A 24,603-nucleotide genomic window follows, 5' to 3' on the forward strand; every position below is an offset into this window, starting at 1 on the left:
GGCCTAAGCTGACAACGTGGCACGGAGCATCTACATCACCTCGGCCGAAGGACACACCGGCAAGTCGACGATCGCGTTGGGCGTGCTCGATGCGCTCATCCGCGTGACGCCCAGGGTCGGCGTCTTCCGCCCGATCGCACGGTCGTCCGCCGAACCCGACTATGTGCTTGAGCTGCTGCTCGCACACGACGGCGTGCACCTCGACTATGACGACTGCATCGGCGTCACCTACGACGATGTGCGCGACGATCCAGAGCGCGCACTGTCAACCATCGTCTCGCGCTTCAAAGCTGTCGAGTCACAGTGTGAAGCGGTCGTCATTATCGGCAGTGACTACACCGATGTCGCCGCCCCTGCAGAGCTCGGCTACAACGCTCGTATCGCCGCGAATCTTGGAGCACCGGTGCTGCTGGTGCTCAGCGGCCGCGACCAGCAGGCCAGGGCCGAACAGCTCGGCACCTCTACTCCTCGCACCGCTGCGGAGGTGGGCCAGATGGCCGCTCTCGCGTTCGCTGAGCTACACGAAGAGCGCGCAGAGCTCTTCGCCGTCATCGCGAACCGCGCTGACCCCGACGCACTGCAGCAGACCCTCGACGCTGTCCGTGCCGTGCAGTCCGAGTCGACGCCGGTGTGGGCGATCCCAGAGGATCGCACGCTCGTGGCGCCTTCGATTCGTGGCATCCTGTCGGCGGTCGACGGCACGCTCGTCAAGGGCGACCCTGAGCTGCTTACCCGCGAGGTGCTCAGTGTCGTCGTCGCCGGCATGTCGATGGTGAACGTGCTGCCTCGTCTGACTGAAGACGCCGTCGTCGTAATCCCGGCCGACCGCACCGAGGTGCTGCTTGCCACACTGCTCGCCGATGCCGCCGGCACTTTCCCGTCGATCGCCGCGATCATCCTGAACGGACCGTTCCCGCTGCCAGAGCCGATCGAGCGGCTTCTCGACGGGCTCGCACCGACCGTGCCGATCATCACGACCGACCACGGCACGTACGACACCGCCGTGCGGGTGATGGGTGCCAGAGGGCGTCTTGCCGCCGATTCGCGTCGCCGCTATGACCGTGCCCTGGGCCTGTTTCAGACCCACGTCGACATCACCGAGCTCGCCACCCAGCTCGGGCTTGCTGAGTCGCGCGTCGTCACGCCGCTGATGTTCGAGTACGGGCTCATCGAACGTGCCCGCGCCGACCGCAAGCACATCGTGCTTCCGGAAGGAGCGGATGATCGCATCCTGCGGGCCGCCGCGACCCTGATTGCGCGGGATGTCGCTGACCTCACGATCCTCGGCGAGGAGAGCGACATTCGCGAGCGCGCTACGGAGCTGGGCATCGATATCGCGGCCGCGCAGATCATCAGTCCGACGGACCCCGAGTACGTCGAGCGCTTTGCTGAGGAGTACGCACGGCTGCGCGCGCACAAGGGCGTGACCCTGTCTCAGGCCGCAGACACCGTGACCGACGTCTCCTATTTCGGCACCATGATGGTGCACCTGGGGCTCGCCGACGGCATGGTCTCCGGCGCCGCGCACACGACGGCGCACACGATCCGCCCGTCGTTCGAGATCATCAAGACACGTCCGGGCGTGGACGTCGTCTCCAGCGTCTTCCTCATGGCGCTCGCCGATCGAGTGCTCGTGTACGGCGACTGTGCGGTGGTCCCTGATCCGACCAGCATCCAGCTCGCCGACATCGCTATCTCTTCAGCGGCGACGGCGACGCAGTTCGGCATCGAGCCGCGAGTCGCGATGCTGTCGTACTCGACGGGAGAGTCGGGCACCGGCGCCGACGTCGAAAAAAGTGCGAGAGGCGACCGCCCTCGTGCGCGAACGCGCTCCAGAGCTGCCGGTCGAGGGACCGATCCAGTACGATGCCGCAGCCGACGCAGCGGTTGCAAAGGCGAAAATGCCAGACTCGGCCGTCGCCGGGCGCGCGACAGTGTTCATCTTCCCGGACCTCAATACCGGCAACAACACATACAAGGCCGTGCAGCGCTCGGCCGGCGCCGTCGCGATTGGTCCCGTGTTGCAGGGGCTGAACAAGCCGATCAACGATCTGAGCCGGGGAGCCCTCGTGGATGACATCGTCAACACAGTCGCGATCACAGCGATTCAGGCGCAAGGAGTGGAGCGGGCCGAATGAGCGTCGTCCTGGTTATTAACAGCGGATCATCCTCGCTAAAGTACAGCCTCATCGATATGGAACACGAGCGCCCTCTCGGTGAGGGGCTCATCGACCGGATCGGTCAGGATGTCAGCTCGATCTCGCATACCGTTCGTCGAGTCGCTGATGGCGAGCCTGCACCGACCGTGCTGGACGCCACCCGTAAGAGTGAGCGCACGATCGCCGACCATGATGAGGCATTCGCGGTCATGCTCGAACAATTCGACGCCTATGGCCCGATTCTCGCCGAGCACCATCCGGTCGCGGTCGGCCACCGAGTCGTGCACGGCGGGGCTCGGTTCTTCGCCCCCACTCTCGTGACGGATGCCGTCGAGCAGTCGATCGGTGAACTCGAGGTGCTGGCACCTCTGCACAACCCGGCCAACCTCGCAGGTATCCGTGCAGCACGAGCGAAGTTTCCGGGTGTCCCGCACATCGTGGTGTTCGATACCGCGTTCCACCAGACTCTGGCGCCCGCGCGTACACGTACGCGATCGATGCGGCGTTCGCGGCCAAGCATCGGGTGCGCAGGTATGGCTTCCATGGCACGAGTCACAAATATGTCAGTGAAGAAGCCGCAGCCTTTCTCGGTCGCGACCTCGGCTCGCTCCGTCAGCTGGTCTTTCACCTTGGCAACGGTGCCTCGGTCACCGCGATCGACGGTGGCCGCTCGGTAGAAACGTCGATGGGGCTCACTCCTCTCGAAGGGCTCGTGATGGGCACCCGCTCCGGCGATATCGACCCGGCAGCGCTCGTACACATCTCTCGCGTCGCGGGCTACACGATCGATGAGATCGATGGCTTGCTGAATACACGCAGCGGTCTGAAGGGGCTCGCCGGACGCAGCGACATGCGTGACATCCTCGCCGGTGTCGATGCGGGCGAAGAAGCAGCGACCCTCGCATTCAACGTATACGTTCACCGCCTCCGCGCCTACGCTGGCGCGTACATCGCCCAGCTCGGCGGGGTCGATGTGATCTCGTTCACGGCCGGCGTCGGCGAAAACGCCGCACGGGTACGCGCAGACGCCATGGCAACTCTGGGGTTCCTCGGCGTGGAGATCGACCCAGCACGTAACGAAGCCCGCGGCCACGGCATCCGGCGCATCTCCGCAGAATCGTCATCCGTGGAGGTGCTCGTGGTGCCTACAGATGAGGAGCTCGAGATCGCCCGGCAGGCGCTCAGCCTCGTCTGAATCGGAGGACAGCATGAAGATCATCATCTTCGGGGCGACCGGCGGCGTCGGCCAGCATGCGATGCGGCGGGCGATGCAGGCAGACCATCAGGTGACGGCGTTCGTTCGCACACCTGAAAAACTCGAACTGCCGAGCACGACGCGGTCATCACCGCGCTCGCCTCGTCTCGTGCGCTGAAGAAGTCTGACGAACTTGAGCGCATGGCGCGAAATATTGTCAGCGGCATGCGAAAGGGCAGCGTGGACCGGGTCGCTTACTGCGGCTCGATGGGGGTCGATGACGAACTCACCGGTGTCATCGGAAAGGGCGTGGCTCTGGTCCTGCGCCACGCTCTCGCCGATCACCGTGCGGCGCTCGATCTTTATGAGTCCGCGAGGATGAACCTCACGGTCGCACGTCCGACCTCCTTGGGCAATGGCGCGTTTGTTCCGGATTACGTGGAGACATTCACGGGAATGCCAGCGATGGCGCGTCCGATTCCGCGTGCGTGCGTGGCGGATTTCCTGGTGAAAGCGCTCGAGCAACCCGAGATCTACGGCAACACCTCGGTGGGTCTCTCAATCTGAGAGGTGCGACCTTGGCCGGGGGCTTACCCCGGGGTGCGTTGCGCCATTACGCTTGCATGGTGGCACGGAGAGGTGCCGGATTCTTTGTTTCTCTCCCTGGAGGACTGCGTGCCTGAAACCCTGCCCGACCTTCGTACTTTCGATGGCATCCTTTTCGACCTCGATGGCGTGCTGACGCCGACCGCCGAGGTGCACATGCGTGCCTGGGCGGTCGTCTTCGATGACGTCTTCGCGAAGTGGGGCATTGAGCCCTCATACACAGATGCCGACTACTTCGCCTACGTCGACGGCAAGCGACGCTATGACGGTGTCGCGAGCCTGCTGCGCAACCGCAACGTCGAAATCCCCTGGGGCGACCCCTCGGATCCCGCGGAGGCCGAGACCGTGTGCGGCATCGGCAATCGGAAGAATGCGGCATTTGCTACTGCGCTTCGCGCGGGGGGCGTAGCCCCGTTCCCTGGCTCACTTGCGCTGCTGGGGGTGCTTCGCGGCGCGGGCGTGCCGATGGGTGTCGTATCGAGCTCTTCGAATGCCGAAGAAGTGCTGGCGACCGCCGGCATCCGTGAGTTCTTTACCGTCGTCGTCGACGGCAAGGTCGCTGCCCACGAAAACCTCGCCTCCAAGCCCGCGCCGGACATGTTCCGTGCCGGCGCCGAATTGCTGGGCGTTGACGTCACTCGGAGCGCTGCGGTGGAGGATGCTGTCGCCGGCGTTACCTCCGCAGCATCCGCCGGTTATGCCACTGTCGTCGGCGTCGACCGGGGCGCTGGCGCCGACATGCTTCGCGAGGCCGGTGCGACCTGTATCGTCGATGATCTTGCCCGTTTGCTTGTTGACCCTTCGGAGACCGCATGATCGATCGCGACCGTTTCCCCGTTGACCCGTGGCGTCTCACCGAGACGCACTACACCGAAGACGGTGTTTCCGAGACGCTGTTCGGCGTCGGGAACGGCTACCTCGGACTGCGTGGCAACCACATCGAGGGCCGCGGTGCGCACGAGCACGGCACCTTTATCAACGGACTGCACGAGACCTGGCAGATCCGCCACGCCGAGCAGGCGTACGGATTCGCCGAGGTCGGTCAGACGATCGTCAACGCCCCGGATGCGAAGATCATGCGCGTCTACGTCGACGATGAGCCCATCTCGTTCGACGAAGCAGAAGTAAACGAATACACGCGTACCCTCGACATGCGCACCGGCGTGCTCTCGCGCAGCTTCGTGTGGGACACACCATCCGGCAAGCGCATTCGGATGCGCGATGAACGCCTGGTGAGCTTCGAAGAGCGTCATCTCGCAATCCTGCGGCTCGAGGTCACCGTCGAAAACTCGGATGCGCCCGTCACGATCAGCTGCCAACTGCTGAACCGTCAGGACGGCGGCAACGTATACGGCGGTACACCGGAGGTCGCGAAGAAGACAGCGGGTGCGGCGGCGTTCGATCCTCGCAAGACGGAGAAGATCGCTGAGCGCGTCCTGCAGCCGGCCGAGTACTGGCAGGACGGGCTGCGATCCGCGTTGTCGTACCAGACCACCGACTCGGGGATGACGGTGGCAGTCATCGCCGACCACATCGTCGAGACCGACAATGAGTTCAGTGCACGCACGTTGATCGAACCGGACGTCGCGAAGAACGTCTTCCGGGTGCAGGCCAAGGCCGGCGTGCCGATCCGCATCACGAAACTGGTGAGCTATCACAGCTCGCGCGGTGTACCCGCACGCGAGCTCGTGGACCGCTGTCGTCGTTCGCTCGACCGGGTGCGCGTCGAAAGCGTCGATGCGCAGTTCGACCGTCAGCGCGAGTGGCTCGAGGCGTTCTGGGAGCGTTCGGATGTCGTCATTGAGGGGCATGACGACCTGCAGCAGGCGACTCGCTGGTGCCTATTCCAGCTCGCCCAGGCATCGGCTCGCGCGGATGGCACAGGGGTGCCAGCGAAGGGCGTCTCGGGTTCGGGCTATAGCGGCCACTACTTCTGGGACACCGAGATCTACGTGTTGCCGTTCCTCACTTACACGAGCCCGCAGTGGGCACGCAACGCGCTGCGGGCGCGCGTGCTCATGCTGCCCGCTTCGCGTCGACGTGCCTCGCAGCTCAATGAGGCGGGCGCCTGTTCCCCTGGCGCACCATCAACGGTGAAGAAGCGTCGGCCTATTACGCCGCCGGCACCGCGCAGTACCACATCAACGCCGACATCAGCTTCGCACTCGGCAAATACGTGCGCGCCACCGGCGATGAAGACTTCTTGCGCCGCGAAGGCGTCGACATCGCTGTGGAGACCGCGCGGCTGTGGGCGACCTTAGGGTTCTGGCGTACCTCGAACGGTCACACTCCCCATGGCGCGCATCCTGGCGAAGGGGATTCCTTCCACATCCACGGAGTCACGGGGCCCGACGAGTACACCACCGTCGTCAACGACAACCTCTTCACGAACGTCATGGCGCGGTACAACCTCCGTTACGCCGCACGGGTGGTACGCGAGATTCAGGAGAACAACCCGCGCGCCTATTCCAGCCTGGTAGAGCGCACCGGCCTCGGGGCTGGCGAGCCGGATGCCTGGGATCGTGCCGCCGAGGCGATGCACATTCCGTACAGCGAAAGCCTCGGCATCCACCCGCAGGATGCGATGTTCCTGGAGCGCGAGATCTGGGACCTCGAGAACACCCCGGATGCACAGCGCCCGCTGCTGCTGCATTTTCACCCGCTCGTGATTTACCGGTTCCAGGTGCTCAAGCAGGCGGATGTCGTGCTGGCGCTTTTCCTGCAGGGAAACCACTTCACCGCCGAAGAGAAGCGCGCAGACTTCGACTACTACGACCCGCTGACGACCGGAGACTCGACGCTGTCAGCCGTCGTGCAGTCGATTCTCGCGGCCGAGGTCGGATATCAGGACCTCGCGCGCGAGTACTTCGAGCAGTCGCTGTTCGTCGACCTCGGCGACCTGCATCACAACGCCTCCGACGGAGTGCATGTGGCCTCGGCCGGTGGCGTGTGGACGGCGCTCGTGTGCGGCTTCGGCGGCATGCGCGACCATGGCGGCGAACTGAGCTTCGACCCGCGCCTGCCCACGGACTGGCCATCGCTTTCGTACCCGCTCCAGTGGCACGGCACCACTCTGCAGGTGACTCTCACGCGCGACGAGTTGCGCGTCGTAGCGAAGGCCGGCAACCCCGTCACCTTCACCGTTCGCGGCGTCGAATACACCGCTTCGGAGGGCGAAGACGCAGTTGCCACGCTCGCAGATCAGGGGCCCGTGGTTTCGGGGCGACCGACTCTGCGCCAGTTCGAGGATGCTCGACGCGATGACGGCACTCGGCTCTCGGCATCCGTGCCGGTGGTGACGAGTACGTTCCCCGTGATCAGCGTCTTCGAGGACTGAGGTCGTGGCGGGTGTAACGGTCGAAGTGTCGGCGGTACGTCGTAGGCTGGTGAAGTGACCACAGCCCTCTACCGCCGCTACCGCCCCGAGAACTTCGGCGAGATGATCGGGCAGTCGCAGGTGACCGAACCGCTGATGACGGCGCTGCGCAGTGATCGAGTCGGGCACGCATATCTTTTCTCCGGTCCTCGCGGCTGTGGCAAGACGACTTCCGCACGTATCCTCGCGCGTTGCTTGAACTGCGCTGAGGGCCCGACAGACACCCCGTGCGGCGTGTGCCCGAGCTGTGTCGAGCTGGCGCGCGGCGGCGGCGGTTCGCTCGACGTGGTCGAAATCGACGCTGCCAGCCACAACGGCGTCGACGATGCTCGCGATCTGCGCGAGCGAGCGACTTTCGCCCCGAGCCGCGACCGCTTCAAGATTTTCATCCTCGACGAGGCGCACATGGTGACCCCGCAGGGCTTCAACGCGCTGTTGAAGCTCGTTGAAGAGCCGCCGCCGCACATCAAGTTCATCTTCGCGACCACCGAGCCAGATAAAGTGCTCGGCACTATTCGCTCGCGCACGCACCACTATCCGTTCCGCCTCGTGCCGCCCGCGGCGATGCTCGAATACGTCGAGAAGCTCTCCGCAGAAGAAGGCGTGAAGGTCGCGCAGGGCGTGCTCCCACTCGTCGTGCGCGCGGGGGGCGGCTCGCCTCGCGACACGCTCTCGCTGCTCGACCAGCTCATCGCCGGCTCTGACGGCGACTCCGTGGCATACGAACGGGCCGTCTCCCTGCTCGGCTACACGCACGGGGCGTTGTTGGATGAGATCGTCGACGCACTCGCAATTGGCGATGCGGCAGCAGCTTTCCCTGCGATCGATCGAGTCGTGCAGAGCGGGCAAGATCCTCGGCGCTTCGTCGACGACCTGCTCGAGCGCCTGCGCGACCTCATCGTGATCGCTGCTGTCGGTGACGGTGCATCCGCCGTGCTGCGCGGTCTCGCCGAAGACGAACTGACTCGCATGCGCGCGCAGGCCACGGCATATGGCGCCGCCCGACTCTCGCGCACGGCTGATGTCGTGAGCGCTGCGCTGGATGACATGACCGGGGCAACCTCGCCGCGCCTGCATCTCGAGCTCATGATCGCCCGAGTGCTGAACGCCGCGGGCGCTGCCGTACCCGTGCAGGCGCCAATTGCTCCTGCTCCTGCTGTTGTTCCTGCACCTGCGGTTCCTGCGCCGGCGACAGCGCCAGAACCTGCTCCTTTGGCAGAGCCAGAGCCCGCCCCGGTTCTCATCGCTGAGCCGACGCCCGCCCCAGTGGAAGAGCCTGCGCAGGCACCCGAACCGAGTGGGCCCGTCGACTTCGAACGAATCCGTTCGTCCTGGCCCGCCATCCTGAAGCGGCTCGAGGGCCTCAGCCGCACAACATGGCTGCTGGTCACGACCGTGCAGCCACTCGATTTCAACGCCGACACCGAGGTGCTCACGCTGGGTTTTGCCACGCCGGCAGACGTCACCAGGTTCAAGGGGCCGACACCAGGCCCGGGACCGTCCGATCACCTCCGCATGGTGATCGAGCACGAGGTCGGCGTGCGGGTGAAGTACCTCCCCGCACCGTTGCCGCCGGCGGCGTTATCCGAAGCGGCAGCTCCCGCTCCTGTCCGCACGGCACCCCGGAGTCCCGCGCCGCAACAGGCCGCGCCAACGGCATCCGTCTCGGAGTGGGCGGTCGCCTCGATCCCCACTTCCGACGAGGCGCCGACGCCGCAACCGCAGTTCCCAGTCGATGAGGAGCCCGCAGAGGTCGAGGCTGCCGCGTCTGCCCCGCAGCCGCCGAGCGACGGGGCGATCGACAACGACGCGCCTCCGCTCCCGGGCGATGATGATGCCCCCGACATCGACGAAGAGCCTCCCTACGATGCGCCAGCGTTGCAGAGCACACCTCAGGCCGTTGCACAGCAACCGACACCCGCGCTAGTCGCCGAAGTGCGCCCAGCGCCTTCGCTCGCTGAGCGCTCGTCCGGTGGCGTACAGCGCTACGGTGAAGCGGTGATCCGCCAGGTGCTCGGTGCGACGTTTGTGCGCGAAGAGCCCTATGAGCCGCCGACGAGGTTTGCCTGATGTACGACGGCATTGTTCAGGAACTCATTGATGAATTTGGTCGTCTCCCGGGGATCGGCCCGAAGTCGGCGCAGCGCATCACTTTTCACATTCTGCAGACGCCGACGTTCGACGTCGCCCGTCTTTCCGAGCTGCTCTCCGAGGTGCGTCTTCGTGTGCGCTTCTGCGAGATCTGCGGCAACGTCTCCGAACAAGATCGCTGCGCCATCTGCCGTGACCCACGGCGCAACCCGGCACTGATCTGCGTCGTCGAAGATGCGAAAGACGTCTCGGCTATCGAGCGCACCCGCGAGTTCCGTGGTCTCTACCATGTGCTCGGCGGCGCGATCAGCCCGATTGCCGGCGTCGGCCCGGACGACCTGCGCATCACGCAGCTGATGACGCGGCTCGCTGGCAACACCGTGCAAGAAGTCATTCTCGCCACGAACCCGAACCTTGAGGGTGAGGCGACCGCGAGCTACTTGAGTCGGCTGCTCACCACCATGCAGATCACGGTGTCGCGTCTGGCATCCGGACTGCCGGTCGGCGGCGACCTCGAATACGCCGACGAAGTCACCCTCGGTCGCGCCTTCGAAGGTCGGCGCACCCTGTGACGAGCGCTCCGTTCGCGCGCGTGTCGGTGTGAACGCGCAGGGTGGCTTCACACGGAGAGGGTGGATCCTCTTCGCCGTCATGGCGTTCGTGTGGGGTATTACCTACCTCTTCATAAAAGAAGCGGTGGATTCATTTACGCCGCCCGCGGTGGTGGCTGGACGCACCCTGCTCGGCGCGTGCCTGCTGTTGCCGTTCGCGATTCGCAGTGGTGCGCTGAAGGCCGCCTGGAAGTACTGGCCATGGGTTCTCGCGTTCGGATTGGTCGAGATGGCAGGGCCGTTCCTGCTTCTCAGCCACGCCGAGACGCAGTTGCCTCCGGGCTTACGGGACTGTTGGTTGCGACTGTCCCGCTGTTCGCCGTCATCATCGCCATGCTGCGAGGCGACCGGTCGGCGCTTGCCCCGGTGCGCCTGGGCGGGTTGCTTCTCGGCTTCGTCGGTGTCGCTGTCGTTGTTGTGGGCCCTGGTCTGTTTCCGCACGGTCAGGCCAGCATCTTCGCCATCGGCGAGGTCATGCTCACAGCCCTGCTGTATGCCATCGCCCCGTTCATCGTGGCGCACAAGCTCGCCCAGGTTCCCTCAATCGGCACGATCACGCTCGCGCTGTTTGCGACCGGGCTCGGCTATCTTCCGGCCGCTCTTCTCACCCAGCATGAGGTGCCAACTCTCAGATCAACGGTGTCGCTGGTGCTGTTGGGAGTTATCTGCACAGCCGTCGCGTTTGTGGCGTTCTTCGCGCTTATTCGCGAGGTCGGACCGGTTCGTGCACCGCTGTTCACCTACATCAACCCGGTGGTCGCGATCCTGCTCGGAGCACTGGTGCTCGCGGAGCCGATCACTCCAGGGCTGCTGATGGGATTCCCACTGATCATCATCGGATGCTGGTTCGCGGCGACGGGCGGGCGCCTGCGCCCCCGCCCGTCGCCGCCCTCAGCGTCCGATGTCACGCGTCCTGACGAGCCGCTTCCTGGCGAACCGGCTCGCGACGAATCGCCGTCCGCAGGCTGAGCAGCAGCAGTACGAACCCGGCACCGACCAGCATGTGTCCGAGTCCTGCGATTCCGGCGATCATCTTGGACGATTCCAGATCCTGCACCTGCAGCATCCCGTGCCAGATCAGCATGGCGCCTGTGAGTACGACTCCGGCGTTGTAGATCCAGAAGAACCAGCGGAACAGTCGGCTCGAGGACAGGACGAATACCTTCTCCAATGCGAGCACGATCAACAGCACGATCATCCCGAGGGTCAGGATATGAGTGTGGGCGAGACCCAGCTGTCCCATCAGACCTTCGGGGTAGCCATTGGCCTTCGTGAACTCACGATAGAAGAGTCCGACGGCGAGGCCGACGACGGTGTAGACGGCTACAGCGCGGAGGAGGAGCAGCTGGGCGGAGCGCTGCGCGGGAAGAGTTTCAACAGTCATGATTCCAGCCTGCGCAGTGACTCGTCGTGCAAGATCCATCGGATGATCGATCTTCGGTCGCCGCGATGTCGCGGCGACCGAGGGAGAATCGGAACATGTCCGCACCGTCGATCAACGACCCCGCGCGGGTCGGATGCTGAAATCGGCCCGCTTCGCCCTGCATCTCATCACGGTGCTGCTGGCTGTCGTGACAGCATTTCGTTCAGTGGCAGTGGGGGTGCCGTTGCTTCCGGCGATGCTCGCTCCCGGCATTTTCCTTGCTTGGTACGGTGCCGGGGCAACTTTCGCTCGTGGTCAATTTGCGCGCTGGTGGTTGTATGGCCTGGGCATCCTCTGGCTCGGGATGCTGATGGTCTCCCCAGAGTTCGTCTGGCTGTCGTTCCCGCTGCTGTTGCTCGCCGGTCACCTGTTGCGGGCATGGCCGTCGGTCGCTTTCGCGGTGCCGGTACTGGTCGCCGCGATCCTCGCCCCGATTCTGCATCAGGCGCCGATCTCGTTCGCGCACATCGCAGGACCTCTGCTGGGCGGCGGCTTCGCGCTGGCCATCTCGCTCGGCTACGACGCACTGCTGCGTGACGCCGTCGAACGTGATCGACTGATCTCCTCGTTGGTGCGCGCACAGAATGAGATGGCGACACTGCAGGAAGAGCTTGCGCTCACCCAGCGCGAAGCGGGTGCGACTCAGGAACGCACGCGGCTCGCACGTGATCTGCACGACACTATCGCTCAGGAATTGAGCTCGATGGTGTTATTTGCCCGTAGCGGAGAGCCCGAGCGGATGCCGCAGATCGAGTCGCTCGCGCAGCATTCGCTCACAGATCTTCGCCGCATCGTCGCGGCCCTTGCGCCGGCCGAGCTCGAGGGCTCCGCGCTCGCCGCAGCCATCGAGCGGATGCTGGACACTTTGCGTGCCGACACGCACGTCGAGGTCGAACTGCAGGTTGACCCGGCCCTCCCCGCGCTCCCCACCCCGGTAGAGGTGGTGTTTTTGCGCGTCGCGCAGTCCGCACTGGCGAATGTGCGACAACACGCTCATGCACACACCGTCACTGTGGCGTTGACTCTGGAAGGTGCAGTCGCCAAATTGTCAGTCACCGACGACGGCGTGGGCTTTTCGGAGGGCGACTCACATCGAACCGCGTCGTCCACCTCTTACGGGCTTTCGGCGATGCGATCGCGACTCCGTGAATTCGGTGGCGAACTGCTTGTGCGCACTGCGCCGGGCAACGGCACGACGCTCTCGGCATCGGTGCCAGTGACGCCCAGGATGAGCGCGGGCACTCCGACAGAAAAGAGCAACACATGAGCATCAGTGTTCTGCTGGTCGATGACCATCCCGTGGTGCGTGCGGGGCTCCGGGCGATCGTTGAGGGTCGGGGATTCACCGTCGTTGGTGAGGCGTCGACCGGCGAAGAAGCGCTTGTCGTGGCATCCGAACTTCACCCCAACGTCGTCTTATGCGATCTGCGCATGGGGGAGGGGATGGACGGCGTGGCCACCACCGCCGCGCTCAGGCGGATGCCGCAGGCGCCTGCCGTACTGATCCTCACGACCTTCGATCATGACGCGCAGATCATCCGTGCGGTCGAAGCGGGGGCTGCCGGCTATCTTCTGAAAGACGTCGACAACGACACCATCGCCCGTGCGATCGTCGATGCTGCCGCAGGTGCGATGGTGCTCACCCCAGGTGGCGACGAACGGTTGCTCGCCGCTCTCCGCGCACCGCGCGTCACCCTCACCGAGCGTGAGCGCGAGGTGCTGCTGTTAGTGGACGACGCGCCGCCAACAAGGAAATAGCCGCCCGCCTGTTCATCTCAGAGTCGACGGTGAAGACTCACATCGTGCATCTGCTTGAAAAGCTCGGGGTCACCAGCCGCACCGCCGCCGCGAGTGAGGCCCGTCGGCTCGGCGTGCTCTGAGCTTGTCGGGCACATGCCCAACGCGGCATGTGCTCCGAAAGTAGACTGTACGGTGGGCGGATCTGCCCGACATCCCTGGGAGTGAACTTGGCCCTCATTGTGCAGAAGTACGGCGGCTCGTCCGTGGCCGACGCCGAGAGCATCAAGCGCGTCGCGAAGCGCGTCGTCGACACCCGACGGGCAGGACACGACGTCGTTGTCGCGGTGAGCGCGATGGGTGACACGACTGACGAGCTGCTTGAGCTCGCGAGCGCGGTCGCGCCGATTCCGGCTCCCCGTGAGCTCGACATGCTGCTCTCCAGCGGTGAGCGCATCTCAATGGCGCTGCTCGCGATGGCGATCCACTCGATGGGCTTCGAAGCGCGCTCGTTCACGGGCAGCCAGGCTGGGATGATCACAGATGACCATCACGGTTCCGCGCGCATCGTCGACGTCACGCCGGTGCGGCTTCGTGAAGCACTCGATGAGGGCGCCATTGTCATCGTCGCCGGCTTCCAGGGTTTCAACCGTGACACCCGCGACATCACGACGCTCGGCCGCGGCGGTTCTGACACCACAGCCGTCGCCCTCGCCGCGGCGCTCAAAGCAGATGTGTGCGAGATCTACAGCGATGTTGATGGCATCTATACCGCCGACCCGCGAGTGATTCCGCGCGCGCAGAAGCTCGATCACGTCTCCAGCGAAGAGATGCTTGAGCTGGCAGCCAACGGAGCGAAGGTGCTCTACATCCGCGCCGTCGAGTTCGCACGTCGTCACGGCGTGCTCATCCACGCACGCTCGACTTTCTCGTCGAGCGAAGGCACATACGTTTTGGGCGAGGGCATGAAGAACCCCCGCGAAGCCGAGGGAGAAGTCATGGAAGAGCCGATCGTTGCGGGTGTTGCCACCGATCTGGGGCAGGCGAAGGTCACGGTCATCGGCGTGCCAGACGTGCCGGGCAAGGCCGCCGAGATCTTCAAGATCGTCGCGAAGTCGGGTGCCAACGTCGACATGATCGTCCAGAACGTTTCGGCCGCAGCCACCGGCCGCGCAGACATCTCGTTCACGCTTCCGAAGGGTGACGCAGCGGCCGCGCTCAAGGCGCTGGCCGCTGAGCAGAGCGACGTCGGCTTCGACAGCCTGATCCACGACGACCAGATCGGCAAGCTCTCCGTCGTCGGTGCGGGCATGCGCGTGCACTCTGGTGTGTCCGCGACCCTGTTCGAGGCGCTTTCGATTGCCGGAATCAACATCGAGATGATCTCGACATCCGAGATTCGTATCTCGGTGGTGCTGCGCGGTTCTGACCTCGCCGATGCTTCCCGCATCGTGCACACGGCGTACGGGCTCGACGGCGACGACGAGGCCGTCGTACACGCCGGAACTGGGCGATAGACTCTCTCAAACCCCTTCAGGAAGACTTCCCTCATGACCCGTATCTCCGATTCAGGACACTCCGTCGCCATCGTGGGCGCCACCGGCCAGGTAGGCTCTGTGATGCTCGAAATTCTGAGCGAGCGTTCGTTCCCGATTCGCGACCTCCGGCTGTTCTCATCGGCACGCTCGGCGGGGAAGGTCATTGAGTTCGCTGGCGTTGAGGTCGTTGTGGAGGATGCCGATACTGCGGATGTCACGGGCATCGAGATCGCTCTGTTCTCGGCCGGCGCGACAGCAAGCCGTGCGAACGCTCCGCGTTTCGCGGAGGTCGGCGCGGTCGTCATCGATAATTCCAGCGCGTGGCGAAATGACCCTGAGGTTCCGCTCGTGGTCAGTGAGGTGAACCCGCACGCCGTCGATGAGCGCCCCAAGGGCATCATCGCGAATCCGAACTGCACCACCATGGCGGCAATGCCCGTCTTGAAGGCGCTGGATGCCGAGGCAGGGCTCGAGCGTCTGATCGTCAGCACCTACCAGGCGGTCTCTGGCTCAGGCCTCGCTGGCGCCCAAGAGCTGCTCGGCCAGGTCGAGGCTGTTATCGCGCAGGGCGACACGCTCCGCCTCGTGCGCGACGGCTCGTCGGTCGAATTCCCGGCGCCGAACAACTACGTCGCGCCGATCGCATTCGACGTCATCCCCTTCGCGGGCAACCTCGTTGAGGACGGGCTGAACGAGACGGATGAAGAGAAGAAGCTGCGCAACGAGAGCCGTCGCATCCTCGAGCTCCCCGATCTCCGTGTCGCAGGCACCTGCGTGCGCGTCCCGGTGTTCACCGGTCACTCGCTGTCGATCAACGTCGAGTTCGCTCGCGACATCACCCCGCAGCGCGCTGCGGAAGTTCTTGCGGCAGCTCCTGGCGTGGTCGTTCATGAGGTGCGACGCCGCTGTACGCCGCAGGCAAGGACCCGAGCTTCGTCGGCCGGATCCGAGCCGATCAGTCTGCGCCCGAGGGCAAGGGCCTCGTGCTGTTCATCAGCAACGACAACCTTCGAAAGGGTGCGGCGCTGAACGCGGTGCAGATCGCCGAGATCGTCGGCGCACGCCTGACCGTCGCGGCCTAGAGCTGCCACGTGGTTCGCGCCAACGGGAGTGCGAACTAGACTGGTCGAGTGACTGAATCCGTCGACGTTGTCCTCATCGGTGGTGGCATTATGAGCGCCACACTGGGTACTCTGCTGCACGAACTGCAGCCAGACTGGAAGATTGTCGCCTTCGAGCGACTATCTGATGTGGCCCAAGAAAGCTCCAACCCGTGGAACAACGCGGGCACAGGGCATGCTGCCCTGTGCGAGCTGAACTACATGCCACAGGGGGATGGTCCACTCGACCCCGCCAAGGCTGTCTCGATCAACGAGCAGTTCCAGCAGAGCCGCCAGTTCTGGTCGTCGCTGGTAAACAAGCGCGTGCTCGATGAGCCGTCCACGTTCATCAATGCGACTCCACACATGACGTTCGTGCAGGGCGAGAAGGATGTCGCCTACCTCAAGGACCGCTACGAGGTTCTCAAGAAGCAGCCGCTGTTCGCCGGTATCGAGTACAGCGAAGACTCCCGCGTCATCAACAAGTGGGCACCGCTGCTCATGCAGAAGCGGCGCAAGGGCGAGCCGTTCGCGGCAACGAGAGTCCCCGCTGGCACCGATGTCGACTTCGGTGCCCTCACGCATCAGCTTTTCGATCACCTCTCCTCGAGTGGCGTCGAGCTGCGCACCAACCACGAGGTGCGCGATCTCAAGAAGCAGAAGGATGGCAGCTGGGATGTCTCCTACCGTCGCGTTCTCGGTCGTACCCCTGGCAAGGTGAACGCGAAGTTCGTCTTCGTGGGTGCGGGCGGCTGGGCGCTGAAGCTGCTGCAGCGCTCCGGCATCCCTGAGATCAAGGGTTACGGGGTCTTCCCGATCGGTGGGCAGTTCCTGAAGACTTCGAACCCCGCAGTGGTCTCGCAGCATAAGGCGAAGGTTTACTCGCAGGCATCTGTCGGTGCACCGCCGATGTCGGTGCCGCACCTCGACACCCGTGTTGTCGACGGTGAGGCGTCGCTTCTGTTCGGTCCGTTCGCCACGTTCAGCCCGAAGTTCCTGAAGCACGGTTCGATGCTCGACATCGTCACGCAGGTACGCCCGCACAACTTGTGGCCGATGCTGCGCGTCGCGTTCGCCAACCCCGACCTCATCACGTACCTCGTCAGCGAGCTGGTGAAGAATCATGCCAAGAAGGTCGACAGTCTCCGCACCTTCGTCCCGACCGCGAAGGACGAAGACTGGTCGCTCATCGATGCTGGCCAGCGCGCACAGGTTATGAAGAAGGACGCGAAGAAGGGCGGCGTGCTGCAGTTCGGCACCGAGGTCATCTCCTCTGCAGACGGCTCGATCTCCGGCCTTCTGGGCGCTTCACCCGGAGCATCCACGGCCGTGCCGATCATGCTGAATCTGCTGAAGACCTGCTTCCCCGAGCAGTACGCCGGCTGGGAGCCGACCCTACGCGAACTCATCCCGACGTATGGCCAGAACTTGAACGAGAACGAGGCAGTGGCACAGAAGTCGATGACGTCGACAGCTGCCACTCTCGGCATCGCGAAGTGACATCGCACCGTGGCGAAGCTTTACTTCCGCTACGGCGCGATGAACTCTGGCAAGTCAACGTCGCTACTGCAGGCCGCGTACAACTATGAAGAGCGCGGGCAGCGCGTGCTGCTCGCGAAGCCCGAGATTGACACAAAGGGCGCGGCTCAGGTCGAGAGTCGCCTCGGAATGACCCGCCAGGTCGACTTTCTGATTCCGGCCGACGGCGACGCGTACGCGCTGTTCCAGCATGAACGCGAGCGGATGCAGCGACACAACGACGATGGCCTGATCCCGGCTACGCCGGTCGACGTCGCCTGCCTGCTGGTTGACGAGGCGCAGTTTCTTACCCCGGAGCAAGTCGATGACCTTTTCCGCATCGCGGTCATCGACGGCATCCCGGTGATCGCATACGGGATCCGCAATGACTTCCTGACCCATGCTTTTCCAGGGTCTGCGCGACTGCTCGCGATCGCGCACTCGCTAGAGGAGCTCAAGACCATCTGCCGCTGCGGTCGCAAAGCGGTGTTCAACGGTCGAGTTATCAACGGTCGGTTCGTGTTCGACGGAGACCAGGTCGCGATCGACGAAGGTGCCACACGTGGTGCACCCGCTGACGTTGTCACCTACGAGTCGCTCTGCGGGCACTGCTATCTCGAGGAGTCCGGCGGTCGCCTGGGCTGAGTGGGACCCGCGCATTGCGTGGTCTGACCACACGCGATACGCTGTGGTCTGACCACAGGAGGATCGGATGCTGGAGACCACGACGCCTGCGCGAGCCTGGCGCGTTGTCCTGGAGCATATTGAGCGCGACCTCCTCGAGGGACGGTTGGGGCCTGGAGATCGCTTGCCCTCTGAGCGTGATCTCGCCGCCGACCTCGGAGTCGGGCGCTCCAGCGTCCGAGAGGCTGTGCGCGTACTCGAAGTCATGGGTCTCATCCGTACCGCAACGGGCTCAGGGCCCCAGTCGGGCGCGATCGTCATCGCCACGCCCTCCGGTGGCCTGTCGGTACTCCTGCGGCTGCAGGTGGCCGCCCAGGGCTTCCCGCTCGCAGATGTCATGCGCACCCGTCTCGTGCTCGAGGATGCTGTCACAGCATCCCTCGCGGACGACGATGCGCGCGACACCACGGATGTCCACCGCATGCTCGATGCGATGGATGCCGCAGATCTCACCGCGGAGGAGTTCCTCGTCCTCGACGCCCAACTGCATCTCGCGCTCGCCGAGTCCAGTGGAAACAGCGTCATCGCGGCGATGATGGCGGGCCTTCGCAGTGCCATCGAATCGTACGTTCTCACCGGCTCCCAGGCGATCGCTGATTGGCCCGCCATGGAGGCCAAACTCCGCGCCGAGCATCACGGGATCGTCGACGCGATCGACGTCGGCGACGCCGATCTCGCTCGCAAACTCGTGCGCGACCACATCACCGGCTACTACACGTCAGCCGGCCTCACCTCAGCCACCCACTCGTCCCATTGAACTTTGCCCGCCTGAACTATGCCCACCGAATCCGTCCCACCGAGAGGAACACCATGGTGAAGCGACAGTTGCCCCAGCCCGCCGAACTCTTTGAGCTGATGAAGTTCAAGAAACCAGAATTGGACGGCAGGAAGCGTCGCCTCGACGCGGCCCTCACGATCGATGACCTGCGCGTGATCGCCAAGCGCCGCACGCCAAAGGCCGCGTTCGACTACACCGATGGTGCCGCGGAAGGTGAACTGTCCCTCGCCCGCGCCCGCCAGGCGTTTCAGGATGTGGAGTTTCACCCCGACGTCCTCCGCCCCGCACCCGACGTTGACACGAGCATCGAGATCCTCGGTGGTCCGAGCGCTTTGCCGTTCGGGATCGCACCCACCGGCTTCACCCGCCTCATGCAGACCGAGGGGGAGGAAGCCGGAGCCGGCGCTGCGGCCGCCGCAGGAATCCCGTTCACGCTGTCCACGCTCGGAACGACGTCGATTGAGGGCGTGCAGGCTGCTGCCCTTCGAGAGCCTCAGGGCCCGGTTCCTGCGCGCAACTGGTTCCAGCTGTACGTCATGCGTGACCGTGAGATCTCTTACGAGCTCACCCGCCGCGCCGCAGCCGCCGGCTTCGACACGCTGCACTTCACCGTCGATACCCCGGTAGCGGGTGCCCGCCTGCGCGACAAGCGCAACGGGTTCAGCATCCCTCCGCAGTTGACGCTCGGCACGATCATCAATGCGATCCCTCGGCCGTGGTGGTGGTTCGATTTCCTCACCACACCGAAGCTCGAGTTCGCCTCGCTCAGCACCACCGGCGGCACCGTCGGTGAGTTGTTGGATGCTGCGATGGATCCGACGATCAGCTACGACGACCTCTCCGTTATCCGCGATATTTGGCCGGGAAAGATTGTCATCAAGGGCGTGCAGAACGTCGAGGACTCGATCAAGCTGCGTGACGCCGGAGTCGACGGCATCGTGCTGTCGAACCACGGAGGCCGTCAGCTCGACCGCGCACCGATCCCGTTCCACCTGCTTCCGAAGGTGCGCGAAGCCGTGGGCGACGACTTCACCGTCATGATCGATACCGGCATAATGAACGGCGCCGATATCGTGGCATCCGTCGCGCTCGGCGCCGATTTCACCCTGATCGGTCGTGCCTACCTCTACGGGCTGATGGCTGGTGGGCGTCAGGGCGTTGACCGCACGATCGAGATCCTGAGGTCTGAGATCGAGCGCACCATGCGTTTGCTGGGCGTCTCGTCACTGGCGGAGCTGGAGCCGGGCCACGTCACGCAGTTGCAGCGTCTGACGCCGATCGCGAAGGCGGCCTCGTCGGCCGTGGTGCGCTGAGCGCTGAGAAGCGTCTACAGCGTCGGAAGCAGCTCGTCGAGCTTGGTTGCGGTGTCTTCCCATCCAGACACCGCGACCGAGCGCACGCCGAGGGCCAGCACGGGATAATCGTTGCCGCCCTCATCGAGGCGGTCACCATAGAACAGCATGTCGCTGAGCGGGATGCCGGTGTGCTCAGTGAGAGCCGTCATTCCATGAGCCTTGTCAATACCCGCGCGGGTGATGTCGATCGAGGTCGAGCCGCCGGAGCGCACTTCGAGTCCTGGCAGGCGTGCGGCGACCGCATCGCGCAACAGTGCGCGCTTCGCGCCCGAAGGGTCCCATTGGTGCTTTACGTCGCCTGGCGCCTTCTGGCCGAGAGCGGAGAAGGTGATCTGCGACCCGCGATCCTCAAGGATTTCGCCCCAGGGGCTCTGCTCCCACAGCCCGAGCCGCTCGGCCTCTTCGTGGAGAGCTTGCAAAGCGGCGGTCTTCTCGTCGTCGGAGAGGTCATGCGCGTACACGGTTGCGAACTGCGTGCCGTCGTGACGAAGATAGCGAGTGCCGCAGGTGGGCAGAAGGTGCAGGCGAGCAAGTTCTGTGGCATCGGCATCGCCGAGCTGAGCGATGACCTGCGATCGGAACTGCTGTTCATTTCCGCCGGAGATGATCGCGACGTCGACGCGCTGCAACAGCGCCCGTAACTGTGCGGCAATGCGGGGATCGATCGCGGCCTTCGACGGTGCGAGAGTGTCATCGAGGTCGAACGCAACAAGACGCGGCATGTTCAGGATGTCTCCGTTTCGGATATGAGTAAGGCCGCCCAGAAGGCGGCCTTACTGTAACAACGTCGGGGTGACAGGATTTGAACCTGCGGCCTCTTCGTCCCGAACGAAGCGCGCTACCAAGCTGCGCCACACCCCGTTGCAACCGTTTGAGTCTACAGGGAAAAATCGGTCGCACCGAATCGAACCGACCATGTGGACTACGCGGGCGTGTCCCGTGCAGTCAGCGTGAGCAGTGTCGCCTCAGGGCGGCACGCGAAGCGAACCGGTGCGTATATCGAGTGCCCGCAACCGGCGCTGACATTCAGCGGGATGCTGCGACCGCTGTGGGTCCACGTGCTGAGTCCCTTTGCCTGCTTCAACGGAATGTCACAGTTTGCGACCAGAGTGCCGTAGCCGGGAAGACAGACCTGGCCGCCGTGGGTGTGTCCGCCGAAGATGGCCTGTGCACCGAGATCGGTGAAGGTATTGAGGACGCGCTGGTAGGGCGCGTGGGTGACACCGAGCAGTGGAGTGCTGGCATCCCGCTCCCCGAGGGCGGCGATCGCGCCGGGGACTGTGTCGAGCTCGTCCCAGTCGCGGTGGGCATCGTCGACCCCGAAAAGATCGACGGTGGTGTCGCCGATCGACAAGCGTGCGGCCGCGTTATTCAGCGCGCTCCAGCCGAGTTCGTCGGTGAAGTAGGCGTCGAGGCCGTCGGTGTCGAGGTGCTCTGGCTCGCTGTGTCTCTTCGACGGGCCGGAGAAATACCGCAGCGGGTTGCGGGGAGACGGCCCATAGACATCATTGGAGCCGTGTACGAAGACCCCGGGAACTCCAGCGAACGCGTCGAAGGAGCGTCGGATTCCCTGCAACCCATCACGGTGTCCGAGATTGTCCCCGGTGTTGATGACGAGGTCGGGCTCGAGGTCTGCGAGAGAGGCCAGCCAGTCCTGCTTGCGATGCTGCCATGGCGCCATGTGCGCGTCCGAGACGTGCAACACGCGAAGGGGCTTTGTGCCCGGTGCCAGGGCTGCGACAGACGCCTCACGCACCGTGAACAGGTAGCGCTCGATGCCGATGCCCCACACCGCGCACGCGACGCCCACGGCCCCCACCGCGCCGAGCGCGATGAGGGCCGGGTGAGCGTTACTCCGTGTCACTCGCTGCATTTCACAGCGACGGCTGTGGTCTTGTTCGCTGCCGTTCCCGCGGCCGGGGTGGTGCTGTCAACCTTGGCCGCAGGCTTTGCGCAATCCGCGTCCCAGCCGATGTTTGTAAAGCCCGCAGCCGCCAGCTTTTGCTGAGCGGCGTTGCGGGCATCGCCCACCACGTTGGGGACGGTGCCGCCCTGCCCGTTGCTCGGTGAAATCGTGATGGTCGCTGAACCTGCGACGCGACCGGCCGCCGGATCCTGGGCCGCCACGATATTCGCGGGCTGGTCGCTGTCGACCGGGGCGCCCACGTTGACACTGAAGCCTTCGGACTCGAGTGTCTGCGTAGCCTGCTCTACGGTCTGGCCGACCACGTTGGGCAAGTCGGTGAGCACCTGGCGGGTGAGGTCGTTGGCGGGCGAGGGGAAGTCGTCTCCGCCAAGAAGGTCATTCGCCGCGCGCTGTTGGTCTTGGGCGATGTAGTACCGCACATTCTGCAAGGCGTTGCCGTCGTAGTACTCATTCCAGAGGCTCGCCTGGCCGTCCCAACGTCCGACCCACACGGCAGTGGTGGCCTTCGTGCTGGACTCGATCATCATCGTCGAGTAGGTCTCATGCGTTCCGGTCTTGCCGATCAGTGGAATGCCGTCGTTGGTATCGGCCTGCGATCCAGTTCCGCCGTTGATGACACCCTGGAGGCATACGCCGCGGTGGCTGCAACATCGGGTGTCAGCACCTGAGTGCACGATCCTGCGGCACTGGCTGCTCCTCACCGGCCTGATTCACGACCCGGTCAATCGCACGGGGTGTGCAGTAGATGCCGTTATTCGCGATCGTCGCATACGCGCCCGCCATCGCCATCGGGGCGATGTTCTTGGACCCCAGAACGTCAAAGGGCACGTTCTGGTCCGTTGTCTTGCCGCCATTGGCGAGAGTGACGCCCATCCGGTCAGCGACACCGTTGATCTCACACAGATCGAGGATCTCAGCCATCGCCAAGAACCCGCTGTTGAGCGACTGTGCGGTGAACCTCATCGGTGTGCCGGTCCACCCGCGGTCGTTATTGAAGTTTCCGATCTCTTCGCTTCCGAACGGAACACTGCCGCCATCGCACTTCATCTTGGTGAAGAGGCGGTTGCGGCCGTTGATCGTCTCATTTACCGAGTGTCCCTGCTCGAGCCAGTCGACGAGCGTGAACAGCTTGTAGGTCGATCCCACCGGGAACCCATTGGAGCCACCGTGCGAGTGATCGCTGGCGAAGACCAAGGAGGTGTATGCCTGGTCGTCTGTGGAAGTCTCTTGGAAGACCGTGTTCTGCGTAATGGCGAGCACCCGACCGGTAGCGGGCTCGACCGTCACACCCGCGGCGCCGAGATGCTGGTTGTCGTAGTTCGCCGGAACACGTGACTGCAGGGCGGCGACCGCAGGATCTTGGATCCGCAGGTCGAGCGAGGTGTAGATGTCGAGGCCGTCGCGCTGCAGGGCTTTGGAACGCTCCTGCGCGGTGTCACCGAAGGCGGGATCGCTGAGGACGATCGTCTTCACGTACTGGCAGAAATAGCCGTTGTTGCCGGCTGCAGCACAGCCCTGTGACGGGTACGTGATCGCAGGAGCGATCGGCGTAGCGATGGCCTCGTCGTGCTGAGCCTGGGTGATCTTGCCATCTTCGAGCATGCGGTTGAGCACGTAATTGCGGCGAACCAGAGTCAGCGAATAGCCATCTTCGGCGGAGTTGATGGCAGCGCCGTCTTTATCAGTCGCGGTTCCACCTGCCCGGTCGATGCGGTAGGTATTCGGGTTCTGCACGATACCGGCGAGGGTCGCGGCTTGCACGACGGTGAGGTTCGCGGCGGTCGTGCTGAAGTAGTAGTTCGCTGCGGCTTCGATGCCGTAGACGGTGCCACCGAAGCTGGCGATGTTCAGGTAACCCAGCAGGATGTCGTTCTTCGAATAATCCTTCTCGATCTGAATCGCATAGCGCATCTCCTGCAGCTTGCGCTCGATCCCGTCGCTGCCCGATCGCGTTGGTCGCATCGAGCCAGCACTGCGCAATCGCATCGTCGTAGCCCTCTTGGCCGGCAGCACGCCCTGCTCGCACTGCTGCACGAGCACGTTCTTCACATACTGCTGGCTGATCGTCGATGCGCCGCGCGAGGATGAGCCGGTCACGTTATCGACCAAGGCCTTGACCGTCGCGCCGAGGTTGATTCCGCCGTGCTCGTAGAAGCCCTTGTCCTCACTGGACAGGATGGCGTCATAGACGACCGGAGAGACCTGGTCGAAGTTGACCTGCGTACGATTCTGATCGAAGAACGAGGCAATCGGTACCGGGTTTCCGTCATAGCCGATGGCATAAAACGTGCTCGGTTCCATCGGAGCGTCGGGCTTGAGGTACGAGGGAAGGTTCTCAAACAGGCTGAGCGCCTGAGACCCTGCAGCGCCGGCGACGGCGAGAGCGGGGGTGACGGTTGCAGTCACGAGGACCCCGGCGACAGCGCTGAGCCCGACCAGTCCGAGGAGACCGCCGAGCACACCTTTCACCGTGCGATTCTTCTGAGGCATACGCTAGATCGTAGG

Annotated in this window: 17 protein-coding genes, 1 tRNA gene and 6 pseudogenes; 18 read left to right on the plus strand and 6 right to left on the minus strand. The window is 64.3% G+C overall.

Going from position 1 to position 24,603, the window contains the following annotated elements; genetic code table 11:
• Positions 1 to 16: 16 nt before the first annotated feature.
• The 9 genes and pseudogenes from pta (at position 17) to DC31_RS08140 (ending at position 11,007) form a co-directional block, all read left to right on the plus strand.
• Positions 17 to 2,138, plus strand: a pseudogene (pta, locus tag DC31_RS08105) (phosphate acetyltransferase).
• Positions 2,135 to 3,354 (plus strand): annotated as a pseudogene (locus DC31_RS08110) (acetate/propionate family kinase). Before pta ends, DC31_RS08110 begins: the two co-directional pseudogenes overlap by 4 nt.
• Positions 3,355 to 3,427: 73 nt before the next feature.
• Positions 3,428 to 3,921: pseudogene (locus DC31_RS08115) on the plus strand (NAD(P)-binding oxidoreductase).
• Between the two features lie 108 nt (positions 3,922 to 4,029).
• Complete coding sequence (locus tag DC31_RS08120; protein WP_036278778.1) at positions 4,030 to 4,776, plus strand: HAD family hydrolase; 747 nt, start codon at positions 4,030 to 4,032, stop codon at positions 4,774 to 4,776.
• A pseudogene (locus DC31_RS08125) lies at positions 4,773 to 7,297 on the plus strand (glycoside hydrolase family 65 protein). The gene DC31_RS08120 and the pseudogene DC31_RS08125 overlap by 4 nt, the downstream one beginning before the upstream one ends.
• 54 nt (positions 7,298 to 7,351) lie before the next feature.
• Complete coding sequence (locus DC31_RS08130; protein WP_036278780.1) at positions 7,352 to 9,406, plus strand: DNA polymerase III subunit gamma and tau; 2,055 nt, start codon at positions 7,352 to 7,354, stop codon at positions 9,404 to 9,406.
• The gene (gene recR / locus DC31_RS08135; protein WP_036278781.1) at positions 9,406 to 9,999 is read left to right on the plus strand and encodes a recombination mediator RecR; all 594 of its coding nucleotides are present in this window, start codon (positions 9,406 to 9,408) and stop codon (positions 9,997 to 9,999) included. Before DC31_RS08130 ends, recR begins: the two co-directional genes overlap by 1 nt.
• A 79-nt stretch (positions 10,000 to 10,078) precedes the next feature.
• Positions 10,079 to 10,258, plus strand: a pseudogene (locus tag DC31_RS19360) (EamA family transporter); the annotation flags it as partial.
• Positions 10,259 to 10,332: 74 nt separating this feature from the next.
• Entirely contained in the window at positions 10,333 to 11,007 is a 675-nt protein-coding gene (locus DC31_RS08140; protein ID WP_235201399.1) for a DMT family transporter, read from the plus strand.
• Here DC31_RS08140 and DC31_RS08145 read toward each other — a convergent pair.
• Entirely contained in the window at positions 10,943 to 11,422 is a 480-nt protein-coding gene (locus DC31_RS08145) for a DUF2871 domain-containing protein (protein WP_081813781.1), read from the minus strand. The genes DC31_RS08140 and DC31_RS08145 overlap by 65 nt on opposite strands.
• 133 nt (positions 11,423 to 11,555) lie before the next feature.
• On the opposite strand from DC31_RS08145, the gene DC31_RS08150 reads away from it, so the two are divergent.
• The 9 genes and pseudogenes from DC31_RS08150 to DC31_RS08185 all read left to right on the plus strand — a co-directional run bounded on the left by DC31_RS08150 (position 11,556) and on the right by DC31_RS08185 (position 20,129).
• Positions 11,556 to 12,728 carry a sensor histidine kinase gene (locus DC31_RS08150; RefSeq protein WP_051606609.1) on the plus strand — a complete coding sequence of 391 codons (1,173 nt, stop codon included), beginning with the start codon at positions 11,556 to 11,558 and terminating at the stop codon, positions 12,726 to 12,728.
• Positions 12,725 to 13,219 carry a response regulator transcription factor gene (locus DC31_RS19365; protein ID WP_327036843.1) on the plus strand — a complete coding sequence of 165 codons (495 nt, stop codon included), beginning with the start codon at positions 12,725 to 12,727 and terminating at the stop codon, positions 13,217 to 13,219. The genes DC31_RS08150 and DC31_RS19365 overlap by 4 nt, the downstream gene beginning before the upstream one ends.
• Before the next feature lie 29 nt (positions 13,220 to 13,248).
• Entirely contained in the window at positions 13,249 to 13,341 is a 93-nt protein-coding gene (locus tag DC31_RS20265; RefSeq protein ID WP_327036844.1) for a hypothetical protein, read from the plus strand.
• Between the two features lie 87 nt (positions 13,342 to 13,428).
• Positions 13,429 to 14,715, plus strand: a complete 1,287-nt coding sequence (locus DC31_RS08160; RefSeq protein ID WP_036278942.1) for an aspartate kinase — start codon at positions 13,429 to 13,431, stop codon at positions 14,713 to 14,715.
• Positions 14,716 to 14,748: 33 nt separating this feature from the next.
• Positions 14,749 to 15,818, plus strand: a pseudogene (locus tag DC31_RS08165) (aspartate-semialdehyde dehydrogenase).
• 90 nt (positions 15,819 to 15,908) lie between these two features.
• A complete protein-coding gene (gene mqo / locus DC31_RS08170) occupies positions 15,909 to 17,336 on the plus strand; it encodes a malate dehydrogenase (quinone) (protein ID WP_235201410.1) in 1,428 nt (475 codons plus the stop codon).
• Positions 17,337 to 17,345: 9 nt separating this feature from the next.
• Positions 17,346 to 17,999 carry a thymidine kinase gene (locus DC31_RS08175; RefSeq protein ID WP_036278785.1) on the plus strand — a complete coding sequence of 218 codons (654 nt, stop codon included), beginning with the start codon at positions 17,346 to 17,348 and terminating at the stop codon, positions 17,997 to 17,999.
• Positions 18,000 to 18,066: 67 nt separating this feature from the next.
• Entirely contained in the window at positions 18,067 to 18,795 is a 729-nt protein-coding gene (locus tag DC31_RS08180) for a FadR/GntR family transcriptional regulator (RefSeq protein ID WP_036278787.1), read from the plus strand.
• A gap of 53 nt (positions 18,796 to 18,848) precedes the next feature.
• Positions 18,849 to 20,129 carry an alpha-hydroxy acid oxidase gene (locus DC31_RS08185; protein WP_036278789.1) on the plus strand — a complete coding sequence of 427 codons (1,281 nt, stop codon included), beginning with the start codon at positions 18,849 to 18,851 and terminating at the stop codon, positions 20,127 to 20,129.
• 14 nt (positions 20,130 to 20,143) lie between these two features.
• Here the strand turns inward: DC31_RS08185 and DC31_RS08190 are convergent, their stop codons facing one another.
• The 5 genes from DC31_RS08190 to DC31_RS08205 all read right to left on the minus strand — a co-directional run bounded on the left by DC31_RS08190 (position 20,144) and on the right by DC31_RS08205 (position 24,588).
• Complete coding sequence (locus DC31_RS08190; RefSeq protein WP_152545373.1) at positions 20,144 to 20,899, minus strand: HAD-IIB family hydrolase; 756 nt, start codon at positions 20,897 to 20,899, stop codon at positions 20,144 to 20,146.
• A 59-nt stretch (positions 20,900 to 20,958) separates the two neighbouring features.
• Positions 20,959 to 21,032: transfer RNA gene (locus DC31_RS08195), tRNA-Pro, on the minus strand.
• Positions 21,033 to 21,093: 61 nt separating this feature from the next.
• Positions 21,094 to 22,035 (minus strand): metallophosphoesterase, encoded by a 942-nt coding sequence (locus tag DC31_RS08200; protein ID WP_235201400.1) that lies wholly within the window; start codon positions 22,033 to 22,035, stop codon positions 21,094 to 21,096.
• Positions 22,032 to 22,772 carry a PASTA domain-containing protein gene (locus DC31_RS19370; RefSeq protein ID WP_235201401.1) on the minus strand — a complete coding sequence of 247 codons (741 nt, stop codon included), beginning with the start codon at positions 22,770 to 22,772 and terminating at the stop codon, positions 22,032 to 22,034. Before DC31_RS19370 ends, DC31_RS08200 begins: the two co-directional genes overlap by 4 nt.
• A complete protein-coding gene (locus DC31_RS08205) occupies positions 22,756 to 24,588 on the minus strand; it encodes a transglycosylase domain-containing protein (RefSeq protein ID WP_235201402.1) in 1,833 nt (610 codons plus the stop codon). The genes DC31_RS19370 and DC31_RS08205 overlap by 17 nt, the downstream gene beginning before the upstream one ends.
• Between the last annotated feature and the right edge of the window lie 15 nt (positions 24,589 to 24,603).

The organism is Microbacterium sp. CH12i (assembly GCF_000685355.1).
Classification (GTDB): domain Bacteria; phylum Actinomycetota; class Actinomycetes; order Actinomycetales; family Microbacteriaceae; genus Microbacterium.

What these genes read in the sequence shown, in the direction of transcription:
- recR (WP_036278781.1), top strand. Translation starts at nt 9,406, where the DNA reads ATGTACGACGGCATTGTTCAGGAACTCATTGATGAATTTGGTCGTCTC.
- DC31_RS08185 (WP_036278789.1), top strand. Translation starts at nt 18,849, where the DNA reads ATGGTGAAGCGACAGTTGCCCCAGCCCGCCGAACTCTTTGAGCTGATG.
- mqo (WP_235201410.1), top strand. Translation starts at nt 15,909, where the DNA reads ATGAGCGCCACACTGGGTACTCTGCTGCACGAACTGCAGCCAGACTGG.
- DC31_RS08205 (WP_235201402.1), bottom strand. Translation starts at nt 24,588, where the DNA reads ATGCCTCAGAAGAATCGCACGGTGAAAGGTGTGCTCGGCGGTCTCCTC.
- DC31_RS08150 (WP_051606609.1), top strand. Translation starts at nt 11,556, where the DNA reads ATGCTGAAATCGGCCCGCTTCGCCCTGCATCTCATCACGGTGCTGCTG.
- DC31_RS19365 (WP_327036843.1), top strand. Translation starts at nt 12,725, where the DNA reads ATGAGCATCAGTGTTCTGCTGGTCGATGACCATCCCGTGGTGCGTGCG.
- DC31_RS08180 (WP_036278787.1), top strand. Translation starts at nt 18,067, where the DNA reads ATGCTGGAGACCACGACGCCTGCGCGAGCCTGGCGCGTTGTCCTGGAG.
- DC31_RS08145 (WP_081813781.1), bottom strand. Translation starts at nt 11,422, where the DNA reads ATGACTGTTGAAACTCTTCCCGCGCAGCGCTCCGCCCAGCTGCTCCTC.